The following is a 14,838-nucleotide window of genomic DNA, read 5'->3' as shown; positions in this document are numbered from 1 at the left end:
TTATTTAGCCTTTTGCTCTAGAAGTTGAATACGTTTTTCCATACGATCTACAGACTCGCGCAAATCACTTAATTCGGATTTAAGAACCATAAAGTCTCGTTTATTTAAAAGCACTTTCTTTTCTTCGCTGACATACTCCACTACATTGTCCAGCAAATCGCTTGCAGCAGAACGTGTGGCAGACACAAACTTTTTACCCTGCCTTACGGCAAAGTTTGCAGGTGCATCTCCAATCAGACGAGCTAAATCTTCCTCGTATTCCCAGCGCAACTGTCCTGCAAGACGACCCAATAATTGGGCTAAGTCTGCATCACCAGTAATTTTGACTGCTTTGAAAGCTTGCTCTCGCAAAGAGCCAGTACTGCCCGCCAAGTCGCTCAATGCCTTGGCAGAAACCTCCAAAGTGAGCGAAGGTGCCTCAATCTCTTTTAAGTTAGCCAATAAACCATCTGACTTGATCTCAAAACACAGATTACCTAGCGGAAGTTGTAACAAGATTGTTTTGTTGGCATGACGAGCCAATTCAGCAGACGCCCAAGGCTCGCTACCCAATACGTGATTAATCCCCCGGCAGGCTGCGCCAGAAGCAATCGTATGGGTAGTCGAAAAATGTCTGTTCATGAGTGTAAAAAACCCGCACTAGTGCGGGTTTTCCGACGGAAAGTACCTAAAGCTTAAACCAACTGGGAAATACCCGCCAGTACCCAGCCGCCAGGACCTTCCACAGGCTTGCTTAAATTCCAGATTTCGGAGAAGTCGCTCGCTGGAGCTCCCTGCTGCTCACGAATCATGCCGCTGAACTGAACGCTACAGAAATAATGGGCATCTGCCGTCTCAACCCCTAAGAGCTGAGCATTAATAGTCACGACATCTGTTTGATTACTGCCATCAGTTCTACCAGCTAAATCTTGCTGAATCGTGGCAAACATATCGGGAGTTGTAAATTCACGTAAGGATGCAAGATCACCTTGGTCCCAAGCTTTTTGCAAAGTGACAAAATATTGTTTTGCATTTTCCAAAAATGTTTGCTGATCGAAACCAGGGGGCAAAGTTGACTGAAATACCTCAGGCTCTGCACTCACCCCACCGAATGCATTTGCAGCAGGAGTGAATGCAGGTTCTTGTCTGGGCATCTCAACGCTATTGCGCTGCATGCCTTGTGATGGCGCATTTGAGTTTTGACCAGCACCAGACATCGCTGGCAATAATCTACGAATCACAAACATAATGACAAAGCCAGCCAACATTGCGATCAGCAAACCAGTAATTAATGAAGAGGCTGCTTCACCTAAACCAAAATGCGATAAGAGGTAACCAATTCCCAGGCCCGCAGCTAAGCCACCCAAAATACCACCCATGCCACCAAAACGACTAGGCGCAGGTGCTTGAGGGGCGGGGGCTGGGGAAGTCGGCTGTGCTTGCTGAACTGGCTTTTGCACAGGAGCAGTCTGACGTTGCATTGGTGCACTTGGCGCGCGTCCAAGACTTCTTCCGCCACCTAAGCGAGCAGCATCAACCTGACCAACCATTGCAATGATCAAAGTAAAGCTCAAGAGAACTGCTTTAAAAAAATGTTTATTCATTTTTAGATTTACCCCTTCTGATAACTACTCAACTTCTTTAGTTTTTAAGACTTTAAAAACTATACGACTATTAGTATTTAATACCAATATGTAAGGCAACGATACCCCCAGTCATCCTGTGGGTTTCCACTTCATCAAAACCAACCCCCAACATCATTTCTTTAAGGGTTTCTGCATCGGGATGCATGCGAATCGATTCAGCTAAATAGCGATAGCTTTCTGAATCTTGTGCAATCTTCTCACCCAACCAAGGCAAAACCTTAAATGAATAAGTGTCATATACGGGTTGCAAAAAGGCATCAGGCTTAGAGAACTCCAATACCAAAACACGGCCACCAGGTTTGATCACACGGCACATTTCACCTAAAGCCATCTCTTTATGTGTCATGTTACGCAAACCAAAGGCAACGGTCACCACGTCAAAATGATTATTCGGAAAAGGAATTTTTTCGGCATCAAACTGAACGCAAGGCAAAGCCATACCGCGATCCAATAGGCGGTCACGCCCCACACCCAACATAGAAGCATTGATATCACTTAACCAAACTTGAGCATCTGGGTTGCGTCCCCAATCAGCCGCTTTTGCGAAAGCCGCGGCGAGATCGCCAGTACCGCCAGCAATGTCCAAAATCTTTTGGCCAGGACGAACATTTGCACGAGCAATCGTCACTTTTTTCCAAACCCGATGCAGCCCGAATGACATCAGGTCATTCATGACGTCGTACTTGCTGGCTACCGAATGAAAAACCTCGGCAACCTTGCCGGCTTTTTCAGCTTCATCAACACTTTGATACCCGAAGTGCGTTTTACTCATTAGTGACTTCCACAAGAATGGCCTGATGCACTGCCTGCTTGTGTCATCGGTGTATCGCGGTCTAAGCCAGCGGCGGCCAATTTATCTAAATGCTCTTTCCATAACTGCTCCTGGTTCTCACACAGAAACAATAAATAATCCCAGGTAAACAAGCCAGAGTCGTGCCCATCAGAAAAGCTAGGCTTGAGTGCATAGTGCCCAACGGGTTCAATGTTGGCAATCAAAACATCACGCTTGCCCGTCTGTAATGTTTCCTGCCCAGGCCCATGGCCCTGAACTTCGGCGGAAGGAGATAAAACCCTCAACAACTCAAACGGCAGGCGATAAATCTTGCCGCCCTCGTAAGAGAGTTCCAAGACCTTGGATTGCTGATGCACAACGATATTACTTGGAATCATTAAACGAGGACCCTCTCAATGCCACCTTGGTTAGCCTTGGCTACATAGTCCTGCATCCAGTCTTTACCAAGTAGCTTCTGAGCCATTTCAACAACGATGTAATCGGCTGTAGTGTCGCTATCCGCATCAAAACGTGTCAAGCCTTGTAAGCATGATGGGCAACTAGTTAACACTTTGACTTCGCCAGTGAAATCATCTTTGCGCAATTCAGTCGCCGCTTTTTCCATCTCAATCTGTTTGCGGAAACGCACTTGAGTAGAAATATCAGGACGTGTGACGGCTAATGTGCCAGATTCACCGCAGCAACGATCATTCTTCGCAATCGCCTTACCATCTTCGAGTTGAATTAACTCATTCACCGTCTTCAAAGGGTCTTGTAACTTCATTGGAGAGTGGCAAGGATCGTGATACATATACTTCACACCCGTTACGCCAGAGAGCTTAACGCCCTTCTCTGCCAAGAACTCATGAATATCAATAATGCGGCAGCCAGGGAAAATCTGTTCGAACTGGTAGCCAGCTAACTGGTCATAACAAGTGCCACAAGAAACAACCACGGTCTTGATATCCAAGTAATTGAGGGTATTGGCAACACGATGGAATAACACACGGTTATCCGTGATCATCTTCTCTGCTTTATCAAAGTCGCCATTACCACGCTGTGGGTAGCCGCAACAGAGATAGCCTGGTGGCAGAACCGTTTGAACACCTACATTCCACAACATCGCCTGAGTAGCCAAACCAACCTGAGAGAACAAGCGCTCAGATCCGCAACCCGGGAAGTAGAACACCGCCTCAGTATCTGCAGAAGTTGTCTTAGGATCACGAATAATTGGAACGTAGTTCGCATCCTCAATGTCCAACAAAGCACGCGCCGTTTTCTTGGGTAGATTGCCAGGCATCTTCTTATTTACAAAAAAGATCACCTGCTCTTTAACGCTCGGCTTTCCTACTGTTGCAGGCGGATGGGCAGTTTGTTTTTTCGCAAACTTGCGTAAGACATCATTACCCAGGCGTTGCAACTTATAACCCCAACCGATCATCGTCTTGCGAGCAAGATTAATCGATTCTGGGCTGGTGGCATTCAAGAAGAACATGGATGCTGCTGTGCCAGGATTAAAGCGCTGCTGCCCCATCTTGCGCAAGAGATTACGCATGTTCATGGTCACATCACCAAAGTCGATATTGACCGGGCATGGAGTTAAGCACTTATGGCAAACCGTGCAATGCGCTGCGACATCATCAAACATTTCCCAATGGCGAATCGAAACACCACGTCGAGTTTGCTCTTCATATAGGAAGGCTTCAATCAATAGTGATGTTGCGAGGATTTTGTCGCGTGGGCTATAGAGCAAGTTTGCACGAGGTACATGGGTCGAGCAAACAGGTTTACATTTGCCGCAACGTAAACAATCTTTTACGCTATCAGCAATAGCACCAATATCGCTTTGCTGCATGATGATTGACTCATGGCCCATCAAACCAAAGCTAGGCGTGTAGGCCATGCTCAGATCAGCATGTGGCATCAACTTGCCTTTATTAAAGCGGCCTTCTGGATCAACGCGATTCTTATAGCTGCGGAAATCTTTGAGTTCAGCTTCTGTTAAATACTCTAATTTAGTAATACCAATACCATGCTCACCGGAAATCACACCGTCTAATGAGCGGGCTAATTTCATGATCCGATCTACGGCGCGATGCGCATCTTGCAACATCTCGTAGTCATCCGAGTTCACCGGGATATTGGTATGAACGTTGCCATCGCCAGCATGCATGTGCAACGCGACGAATACGCGCTTACGCAACACGTTTTTGTGAATTGCTTCTAGCTCGGCCAGAATCGGCTCAAATGCCAAACCACCAAAGATGATGCGCAACTCTGAGCGCACTTCCTCTTTCCATGAAGCGCGCAGACTGTAATCCTGCAGTCGCGGAAAATAAGAGTCCATCTCAATGAGCCACTCAGCCCAACGCCCACGGACCTTGGCAATAAGCTCTAGGGCTTGCTGAACACGATCTCCCAAGATTTCTGCTGTAGGGATCTCATACTCAGCATCACTCTTACCTAGCGGTAATGCGCTCTTTTTCAAGAAAGTCTCAAGACCATCGAGTACTTGCAACTTGTTCTTGAGAGAGAGCTCAATATTGATGCGATCGATACCGTCGGTGTACTCACCCATACGCGGCAAAGGAATCACGACGTCTTCATTAATCTTGAAAGCATTGGTATGACGGGCAATCGCAGCTGTGCGGGCACGATCGAGCCAGAACTTCTTACGAGCCTCAGCGCTGACTGCAACAAAGCCTTCGCCAACACGTAAGTTCGCCATCCGCACTACCTCACTAGTAGCTGCAGCAACGGCTTCTTCATCATCGCCAGCAATATCGCCAATCAATACCATCTTCGGCAAGCTATTGCGCTTTGATTTAGTTGAATAACCCACCGCTCTTAAATAGCGATCGTCCAAATGCTCTAGGCCGGCCAAGATTGGGCCACCTTGCTTGCTTAAGCCATCTAAGTATGCTTTGATCTCCACAATACTGGGGATCGCTTCTCGCGCTTGACCAAAAAACTCCAAGCAAACCGTGCGCATGAATTTAGGCATGCGATGCAATACCCAAGTTGCGCTAGTAATCAAACCATCACAACCTTCTTTTTGCACACCAGGTAAACCTGATAAAAATTTATCAGTAACGTCTTTACCTAAACCTTCTTTGCGGAAACGTCTGCCTTCAACTTCTAATAATTCTGTTTTTAGAATGCGCTGACCCGGCTCGCTATTGCCATCAGACCAAGTGAGCTGAAAGCGGACAGTTGCCACATCATGGATCTTGCCCATATTGTGTTCAAGACGCTCGATATCCAACCAATTGCCTTGCGGATCCACCATGCGCCAGCTAGCCAGATTATCTAAAGCAGTTCCCCAAAGAACCGCTTTCTTACCACCCGCATTCATGGCAATATTGCCGCCAATGCAGCTTGCATCGGCAGAAGTAGGATCAACTGCAAACACAAGACCAGCATGCTCTGCAGCATCAGATACGCGACGGGTCACAACGCCTGCGCCAGTAAAGATGGTAGATACTTCACGATCTAAGCCTGGTAGTTTTTTAGCTTTTACGCCGCCAATATCTTGTAACTTTTCAGTGTTAATCACTGCCGACATTGCATACAGCGGAATAGCGCCACCGGTATAACCAGTACCACCTCCACGAGGAATAATGGTCAGCCCTAATTCAATACAAGCTTTCACTAAACCAGGAATTTCAGATTCGTAATCCGGCTTTAGAACAACGAGTGGAAACTCCACGCGCCAGTCTGTTGCATCGGTAACGTGAGCAGCACGAGACACACCATCAAAGCAAATATTGTCTGCAGCAGTATGACGACCTAACTCCTTACGAGCACGCTTACGAATGACTTCAACTTCTTTAAATCCGTTTTCGAAATTTTCGATTGCGCGATAAGCGGCACTTAATAGAATTTCTACTTGGTCAGCAGAATCACCACTATTGCGCTTCTTGACTTCGCCCAAGCGATGCCAGAGTGCATCAATTAATTGTTTGCGGCGATTGGGACTATCCAGCAAATCATCTTGCAAGAACGGGTTGCGCTGAACCACCCAAATATCGCCCAGAATTTCAAACAACATGCGGGCGGAACGACCTGTACGGCGAACGCCACGCAAGTTGTTGAGAACACGCCATGACTCCTCGCCCAATAGGCGAATCACAATCTCTCGATCAGAAAAGGAGGTGTAGTTGTAGGGAATTTCGCGAAGACGGGGGGAGCCCGCCTCAGCATCCAACAACTGGTTCAAAGCTAATGGTGCGTTCATAGCGACATATTTGATAAATAAGCATTTTAATTGAGTGAACCTGATAGTGGCAGGATTCCGAGAAAGTTGCTCCCCAAAGGGATAAACCCTTGCAAATCTAAGGGCTTAGGAGCCATCCGTGGTACGCTCATCGGATGGCAACGAACTATTTAAAGAAAATTTTATCGGCTCGCGTCTATGACGTAGCCAGAGAAACCGAACTTCAGCTCGCCCCAGAACTGACCAAGCGTTTGGGCAACCAGGTCTTACTTAAAAGAGAAGATAACCAGCCGGTTTTCTCCTTCAAACTCCGTGGCGCCTACAACAAAATGGCCCATTTACCCCCAGAAGCCCTAAAACGCGGGGTTATTACAGCTTCTGCAGGCAATCATGCCCAGGGTGTAGCCCTATCTGCCGCCAAAATGAAGTGCAAAGCCGTCATCGTGATGCCGGTCACGACCCCTAGCGTCAAAATAGATGCAGTCAAGGTCAGAGGCGGATCTTGGGTAGAAATCATCCTTCATGGTGAATCCTATAGCGATGCCTTTAAACATTCTGAGATTCTCGGCAAAAAACGGGGCTTAACTTTTGTCCACCCTTTTGATGATCCCGATGTCATCGCAGGTCAAGGAACGATTGCCCACGAAATTTTTACTCAATATGAAAAACCGATCGATGCGGTATTTGTTGCTATTGGCGGCGGCGGTTTAATTTCTGGCATTGGTGAATACATCAAAGCTGTTAGCCCAAAAACAAAAGTGATTGGTGTTCAAGCTTCTGACTCCGATGCCATGAATCAATCGCTCAAAGCAAATAAACGTATTGAGATGAAAGACGTCGGTTTGTTCTCAGATGGCACTGCCGTGAAATTGGTTGGCAAAGAAACATTCCGTATTTGCAAAAAAGTAGTAGACGAAATCGTCACAGTCGACACAGATGAAATCTGTGCAGCTATTAATGATGTGTTTACCGACACTCGCAGTATTCTTGAGCCCGCTGGCGCACTCGCCATTGCGGGCATGAAGAAGTATGTCGAGAAAAAACGTATCAAGAAGAAAACCTTAGTGGCTGTGGCTTGCGGGGCCAACATGAACTTTAGTCGCCTACGCTTTGTGGCTGAGCGCGCAGACGTTGGTGAGTTCCGCGAAGCGGTATTTGCAGTCACTATTCCTGAAGAACGTGGCTCCTTTAAACGCTTCTGCGAATTACTCGGCAAACGTAACGTGACTGAATTTAACTATCGTATTGGCGATCAAAGTGAAGCCCATATTTTTGTTGGCATCAGCACACAAAAATCCGGTGACAGCGAAGCGATTGCAAAGCATTTCCGCAAAGCCAAGTTTGCAACGATTGATCTCACGCATGATGAGCTAGCAAAATCGCATTTACGTCATATGGTTGGCGGGCATTCTGCACTGGCTAAAGATGAATTGCTCTATCGCTTTGAGTTCCCAGAGCGCCCAGGTGCTTTGATGAAGTTCTTAACCAGCATGGCCCCTAACTGGAATATCAGTTTGTTCCACTATCGCAATCACGGAGCCGACTATGGCCGCATTCTGATTGGTATTCAAGTACCGAAAAATGAGCAGAAGAAATTCCAAAGCTTCTTGGCAACCCTAGGCTATCCACACTGGGATGAGACTAACAATCCCGCCTATCGCCTGTTCCTGAAATAAGCCCAATCTCAAATGTCATACACACTCACCGGAAAACTCGTCGTCGCGATCTCTTCGCGCGCCCTGTTTGATTTCGAGGAAGAAAATCGCATCTTCGAGTCAACCGATGACAGCGCTTATATGAAGTTGCAGTTAGAGCGCCTCAGTGAGGCCGCTCAAAAAGGGGTAGCATTCCCCTTAGTCAAGAAACTCCTCGCTTTTAATGATGAGGGTGAGCAACGTGTCGAAGTAGTCATTCTTTCTCGCAACGATCCGGTCAGCGGTCTGCGTGTATTCCGTTCAGCCGAGCATCATGGTCTACATCTTGAGCGTGGCGTATTTACAAGAGGTAGGCCTCCGTATCATTACTTGCGCTCTCTACATGCCAATCTCTTCTTGTCTGCAAATGAAGATGATGTGCGAGCAACGATTGATGCAGGCTTTCCTGCCGCTCGCGTGTATCCAGAGTCTAGTAAAACCGCCGAGTCCCATCCTAATGAAATCCGCATCGCGTTTGACGGAGACGCAGTTCTTTTCTCCGATGAAGCCGAACAAGTCTTCCAGAAAAAAGGTCTTGAAGCCTTTGTGGATCACGAAAGTAAGAAGGTCGATATTCCCTTGCCTCCCGGCCCATTCAAACCTTTGCTAGAAGCCCTACACAGACTGCAACGCTCCACTAGTGAAAACGGTATGCGCATTCGGACAGCATTAGTTACAGCACGCTCTGCACCTGCCCATGAACGAGCTATTCGTACACTGATGGCGTGGGGCATTGATGTAGATGAAGCGATGTTCTTAGGCGGCCTCTCGAAGAGCGAGTTCTTACGAGAATTCGAACCAGACTTTTTCTTTGATGATCAAACTGGTCATTGCCAATCAGCAGCCTCTGTTGCACCTACAGGCCACGTGGTATCTGGCGTATCCAATAAACCTAAGAAGTAAGCGAAATACTGTAATGGCAACCTTACCCCTCGGGCAATCAACGCAATATCCAGATCAATATGATCCGAGTGTGTTGTTTCCCATCCCCAGATCTGAGAATAGAAAGAAGTTGGGTTTTAAAGAAGATCAAGCTCTACCCTTTGTTGGTGTTGATATTTGGAACGCCTTTGAACTCAGCTGGCTCAATCAAAAGGGTAAGCCGCAAATTGCTTTGGCAGAGTTTCAGATTCCTGCAGACTCACCGAACATGATTGAGTCCAAGTCATTCAAGCTTTATCTCAACAGCCTTAACAGCGCACGCTTTGAGGATGAGAATGAAGTTAAAGAGCGACTCATTACCGACTTATCTGCAGTCGCTGGCAGCAAGGTCACCACCCGCATCAACCCAACAGAAGCAGTCTCCAAAAAAGGGATGCAAGAAATGGGTGGCATTTTGATGGACAGATTAGATATTGAAGTAGATCCAAACCTACCCGCAGACCCAGGCCTACTCGGCGTCAATGAATCGTTTGGTCCAATAGAGCAGTGTCTTGTCTCGCACCTTCTTAAGTCTAATTGCCCAGTGACCGGTCAACCAGACTGGGCGAGCGTGCAAATTCGTTACCAAGGCAGGCCGATCCTTGAAGAGGGTTTATTGCGCTACCTCATTGGCTTTAGACAGTTAGGCGAGTTCCACGAACATTGTGTGGAAACGATCTTTACTGACATCAAGCGTCAGTGCAAACCGGAGAAGCTATCTGTATATGCGCGCTACACACGACGCGGCGGCTTAGATATCAATCCTTTCCGCACAGATCACAACTCACCCTGGCCAGATAACATTCGGCACGCAAGACAGTAAATTTATTGAAATGCAGGCAAATAAAAACCCCTTGTAGGTAATCCTAGAAGGGGTTTTTGCTATTCAACTCACCAGCTTATGACTAGCGAGTTTTTAGTAATACTTAAAACGGAATGTCGTCGTCCATTGCACCTAATGATGCAGCGTTTGATGGTGCTGGGGCAGAGTGCTCAGCCGGCTTTGAACGGCTGTAGCTCTCGCCGCCATCACCGCTTCCGCCTACTGGCTTGCCACCAAGCATTTGCATTGTTTCTGCAACGATTTCTGTGGAATACTTTTCTTGGCCACTAGCGTCAGTCCATTTGCGTGTACGCAAACGACCTTCAACATAAACCTGTGAACCTTTTTTGAGGTACTGACCAGCGATTTCTGCAAGCTTGCCAAAGAATGCAACACGGTGCCATTCTGTGGTTTCTTTCATTTCGTTAGTTTGTTTGTCTTTGTAGCGATCAGATGTTGCTACTGAGATGTTTGTCACTGCGTCGCCGCTTGGCATGTAACGCGTCTCTGGATCACGTCCTACGTTACCTACGATGATGACCTTATTTACCGAAGCCATGTTGTCTCCCGAAGAAAAATACTACTGTTATTACTGCTAAAAAATAAACTGCTCGCTTTAATTTAATCAATGAAGCTGCGGTTATGTCGTTGTGCTTACATCCTTAGAATCTGTTGCTCTCGTTGGCATTTCACCCATCGACCAAGCAATTATAAGCCAGCAAACCAAGAGTGCTGCGCCCATGGCAAAGACCGATAAATCACCATGGCTATCCATCAAATAGCCACCAATAACTGCTCCTGAGAACAGGCCAATCGATTGCGTAGTGTTGTAAACGCCTAATGCAGTGCCCTTGGATTCTTTAGCAAAACGAGACACCAAAGAAGGCTGTAAGGCTTCGAGCAGATTGAAGCCTACAAAATAAACCAGCAATGCAGTTGCAATCGTCAACACTGAATTGGCTTGCGTAAAAATCAATTCTGCAACCAGCAACAAAACAATTGCGACTAACAAAATGGTTCTTAACTTCTGCTTCTTTTCACCATAAATAATTGCGGGTGCCATGAAGACAAATGACAGTAGCACTACAGGAAGATAAATTTCCCAGTGTGAAGAAAGCGGTAATCCCGCCCGCACTAACAATCTAGGGACTACTAAGAACATCGCAACTTGAGTTGCATGTAATACAAATACACCGAGATTCAAGCGCATCAAGTCCGGACGAAAGAAAACTTCTTTCAATGAAGCCTGTTGAACTTTTGCTTCAGGCGCACTCGTTGGCAAAACGTAATAAGTGACAAACATCGCAATCACACCCAAGACTGCTAGAACGATAAAAATTCCACTCAGACTAATCGCTCGATAAATCGGGGCGGCAATCACTAAAGACAAAGCAAACGAGAGGGCAATACTGCCGCCAACCAATGCCATAGCTCGAGTGCGCACCTGCTCGCGAGTCAAATCTGCTACCCAGGCAGAAATCGCTGCTGAGACGGCACCAGCACCCATGACCCCCCGGCCAATCGCAATCCAGAGCAAATCATCTTTGGCAGCACAAATTAAGGCTCCGGCCACAAACAGGGATAGACCCCATAAAACAACGGGTTTACGCCCAATTCGGTCCGATAAACGGCCTAAAGGGATGTAAAAACAGGCCTGAATAATATTAAAGATTCCGAGAGTCAAACCGACCCAAAGTGCGTGCTCACCACCCGGCAAGCCACGCGCATGGAGGCTAAAGATGGGCAATAGCAAGAATAGGCCCAGCATACGGAGGCCAAAGATGCCTGCTAAGGCCAGAGTGGAGCGAAGTTCAGAAGGATTCATGGGAAAGAGCTATATTAACAAGTTACGCTAAAAAATCATGAATAACGAAATCAAGATCCGCGGTGCCCGCACCCACAACCTCAAAAACATCAATCTAGACATCCCTAGAGAGAAACTCGTCGTCCTTACTGGCTTATCTGGCTCAGGCAAAAGCTCATTGGCTTTTGACACTCTTTATGCAGAAGGCCAACGCCGCTACGTAGAATCTCTCTCAGCTTATGCCCGCCAGTTTTTGCAACTCATGGAAAAGCCAGATGTCGATACGATTGAAGGGCTGTCTCCAGCGATATCGATTGAACAAAAAGCCACTAGCCACAATCCCCGCTCGACCGTTGGTACCGTCACCGAAATTCATGATTACTTGCGTTTGTTATTTGCCCGCGCAGGCACGCCGCATTGCCCAGACCATGATCTACCTTTAGAAGCACAAAGTGTTTCTCAAATGGTCGATACCGTACTCTCGATGCCTGAAGATACGAAGTTGATGATTTTGGCTCCCGTCGTGAGCGAGCGCAAAGGTGAATTCGTTGATCTCTTTCAAGACCTGCAGGCACAAGGCTTTGTGCGCTTCCGTGTGCGCTCTGGTGGTGGTACAGCAAACGTAGCGAAAGCCGAGATTTTTGAAGTGGATCAATTACCAACTCTCAAAAAGAACGATAAGCACTCTATTGAAGTAGTAGTAGATCGCATTAAAGTGCGCCCTGATATTCAGCAACGTCTTGCAGAATCTTTTGAAACAGCCTTACGTTTGGCGGATGGCAAAGCCATGATCGTCGACATGGACACCGGCAAGGAGATGATTTTCTCCAGCAAGTTTGCTTGCCCAGTTTGCTCATACTCCTTACAAGAATTAGAGCCGCGCCTCTTCTCCTTTAATAACCCGATGGGCGCCTGCCCGTCATGTGATGGCCTAGGTCACCAGTCTTTCTTTGACCCTAAGCGTATCGTTGCGCACCCTGATTTATCGCTCGCTTCAGGCGCTATTAAAGGCTGGGATCGCCGCAATCAGTTCTACTTCAAACTCCTTCAGACCCTGGCTAAGCATGGCGGCTTTGATGTGGAGAAGCCATTTGAGACGCTCAACAAAAAGCAGCAAGATCTGATTCTCTTGGGATCTGGTGATGTCACCATTCCTTTCGAGTACATCAATGAGCGTGGCAAGAACAGCATTCGCGAACATGCTTTCGAAGGCATTGTTGCCAACTTTGAAAGACGCTATCGCGAAACCGATTCCATGACAGTTCGTGAAGAATTATCACGCTATCAAAATGTTCAAACCTGCCCAGAATGTAACGGCAGCCGTTTGCGCAAAGAAGCGCGCTTTGTCAAAGTGGGTGAGAAGAAACAATCGCGTGCCATCTATGAAATTAGTGCCCTACCACTCAAAGAGGCCAAAGAATATTTTGAAACACTGGAACTCAAAGGCGCTAAACGAGAAATCGCTGACAAGATCGTCAAAGAGATTGGCGCACGTTTACGCTTCTTAAATGACGTAGGCCTAGATTACCTTTCCCTCGAGCGCAGTGCTGATACTCTTTCTGGTGGAGAAGCCCAGCGTATTCGCCTGGCAAGTCAGATTGGCTCTGGCCTAACAGGGGTAATGTATGTATTGGATGAACCCTCTATTGGCCTGCATCAACGCGATAACGATCGCCTGATTGGCACCCTGAAGCACCTGCGTGATTTAGGTAATAGTGTTTTAGTTGTTGAGCATGATGAAGATATGATTCGCGCCTCTGACTGGGTTATTGATATCGGTCCTGGTGCTGGCGTTCATGGTGGCGAAGTAGTAGCTCAAGGCACACCTGCCGAAGTAGAAGCAAACCCGAATTCCTTAACTGGTGCCTACCTTGCCGGCCGTGAAGCAATTGCGGTTCCAGAAAAACGTATTCCTGTAAATGATCGCTTTTTAGAAATCATTGGTGCGCGCGGCAATAACTTGCAATCTGTTCATGCAAAAATCCCCGTTGGTTTGTTAACTTGCGTGACTGGTGTATCAGGCTCTGGTAAATCCACCTTAATTAATGACACCCTGCATCATGCTGTTGCTCAACACCTCTATGGTTCTAATGCAGAGCCTGCAGCACACGATGCAATGAAGGGTCTAGAGCATTTCGATAAAGTCATTAGTGTTGACCAATCCCCGATTGGTAGAACGCCGCGCTCTAACCCTGCTACCTACACGGGACTATTTACCCCGATTAGAGAACTCTTCGCAGGCGTTCCTGCATCACGTGAACGGGGCTATGAAGCAGGTCGCTTCTCCTTTAACGTGAAGGGCGGTCGCTGTGATTCTTGTGAGGGTGATGGCGTCCTCAAAGTAGAGATGCACTTCCTACCAGATGTCTATGTTCCTTGTGACGTTTGTCACGGCAAGCGCTACAACCGTGAGACTTTAGATATTCGCTACAAGGGTAAGAATATTCATGAAGTACTCTCGATGACAATCGAACAAGCCCATGAGTTCTTTGAAGCGGTACCCGTTGTTAAGCGCAAACTCAAAACATTGCTGGACGTAGGCCTGGGCTATGTGAAGCTTGGACAAAGTGCAACTACTTTATCCGGCGGTGAAGCACAACGCGTAAAACTCTCTCTTGAACTCTCCAAGCGTGACACCGGAAGAACCCTATACATCTTGGACGAGCCAACTACTGGTTTGCATTTCCACGATATTCAGTTGTTGCTAACTGTGATTCAAACACTCAAGAAACAAGGCAATACGATTGTCATCATTGAGCACAACCTTGATGTGATTAAGACTGCGGATTGGATTATTGACTTAGGGCCTAAGGGCGGCGCCGGTGGTGGGCAAATCATTGCTACCGGCACACCAGAAGACGTCGCGAAAAATGAATTGAGTTTTACAGGTCATTACTTAGCACCATTGCTAACTCGCAAAGCGCCTACTCCTGTAGCCGGTAAAAAGAAAAGTAAGTAAAGCAATAAAAGCGCGCAGCGCTAT

General features: G+C 47.1%; 11 protein-coding genes. 4 read left to right on the top strand and 7 right to left on the bottom strand.

Features of this window, described 5'->3' with window-relative positions:
• From ICN34_RS00560 to ICN34_RS00540, 5 genes are all read right to left on the bottom strand, one after another.
• Positions 1–621, bottom strand: a complete 621-nt coding sequence (locus ICN34_RS00560) for an SCP2 domain-containing protein (RefSeq protein WP_216120219.1) — start codon at positions 619–621, stop codon at positions 1–3.
• Positions 622–674: 53 nt separating this feature from the next.
• Complete coding sequence (locus ICN34_RS00555; RefSeq protein WP_216120217.1) at positions 675–1,583, bottom strand: Tim44 domain-containing protein; 909 nt, start codon at positions 1,581–1,583, stop codon at positions 675–677.
• A 70-nt stretch (positions 1,584–1,653) separates the two neighbouring features.
• Entirely contained in the window at positions 1,654–2,397 is a 744-nt protein-coding gene (gene ubiE / locus ICN34_RS00550; RefSeq protein WP_216120215.1) for a bifunctional demethylmenaquinone methyltransferase/2-methoxy-6-polyprenyl-1,4-benzoquinol methylase UbiE, read from the bottom strand.
• On the bottom strand, positions 2,397–2,795 hold the full coding sequence (locus tag ICN34_RS00545; RefSeq protein ID WP_216120213.1) for a gamma-butyrobetaine hydroxylase-like domain-containing protein: 399 nt from the start codon (positions 2,793–2,795) through the stop codon (positions 2,397–2,399). Before ICN34_RS00545 ends, ubiE begins: the two co-directional genes overlap by 1 nt.
• Positions 2,795–6,634 (bottom strand): FAD/FMN-binding oxidoreductase, encoded by a 3,840-nt coding sequence (locus tag ICN34_RS00540; RefSeq protein WP_072582712.1) that lies wholly within the window; start codon positions 6,632–6,634, stop codon positions 2,795–2,797. The genes ICN34_RS00545 and ICN34_RS00540 overlap by 1 nt, the downstream gene beginning before the upstream one ends.
• A 134-nt stretch (positions 6,635–6,768) precedes the next feature.
• On the opposite strand from ICN34_RS00540, the gene ilvA reads away from it, so the two are divergent.
• From ilvA to queF, 3 genes are read left to right on the top strand one after another with little or no spacing between them, the layout of a single operon-like run.
• Positions 6,769–8,289 (top strand): threonine ammonia-lyase, biosynthetic, encoded by a 1,521-nt coding sequence (ilvA, locus tag ICN34_RS00535; RefSeq protein WP_072582711.1) that lies wholly within the window; start codon positions 6,769–6,771, stop codon positions 8,287–8,289.
• A 12-nt stretch (positions 8,290–8,301) separates the two neighbouring features.
• Positions 8,302–9,210: a 5'-nucleotidase gene (locus ICN34_RS00530; RefSeq protein WP_072582710.1), complete on the top strand. Its 909-nt coding sequence runs from the start codon at positions 8,302–8,304 to the stop codon at positions 9,208–9,210.
• A gap of 13 nt (positions 9,211–9,223) precedes the next feature.
• Positions 9,224–10,051, top strand: a complete 828-nt coding sequence (gene queF / locus ICN34_RS00525; protein ID WP_216120211.1) for an NADPH-dependent 7-cyano-7-deazaguanine reductase QueF — start codon at positions 9,224–9,226, stop codon at positions 10,049–10,051.
• Between the two features lie 103 nt (positions 10,052–10,154).
• Here queF and ssb read toward each other — a convergent pair whose 3' ends face one another.
• Positions 10,155–10,610, bottom strand: a complete 456-nt coding sequence (ssb, locus tag ICN34_RS00520; protein ID WP_216120209.1) for a single-stranded DNA-binding protein — start codon at positions 10,608–10,610, stop codon at positions 10,155–10,157.
• Between the two features lie 81 nt (positions 10,611–10,691).
• Positions 10,692–11,876 (bottom strand): MFS transporter, encoded by a 1,185-nt coding sequence (locus ICN34_RS00515; protein ID WP_216120207.1) that lies wholly within the window; start codon positions 11,874–11,876, stop codon positions 10,692–10,694.
• A 37-nt stretch (positions 11,877–11,913) separates the two neighbouring features.
• On the opposite strand from ICN34_RS00515, the gene uvrA reads away from it, so the two are divergent.
• On the top strand, positions 11,914–14,814 hold the full coding sequence (uvrA, locus tag ICN34_RS00510) for an excinuclease ABC subunit UvrA (RefSeq protein WP_216120205.1): 2,901 nt from the start codon (positions 11,914–11,916) through the stop codon (positions 14,812–14,814).
• The last annotated feature ends 24 nt before the right edge of the window (positions 14,815–14,838 follow it).

This window comes from Polynucleobacter sp. Tro8-14-1 (assembly GCF_018881655.1).
Classification (GTDB): Bacteria; Pseudomonadota; Gammaproteobacteria; order Burkholderiales; family Burkholderiaceae; genus Polynucleobacter.
The sequence above is the reverse complement of the archived record's forward strand: the minus strand, read 5'-3'. Positions and strand labels throughout refer to the sequence as shown.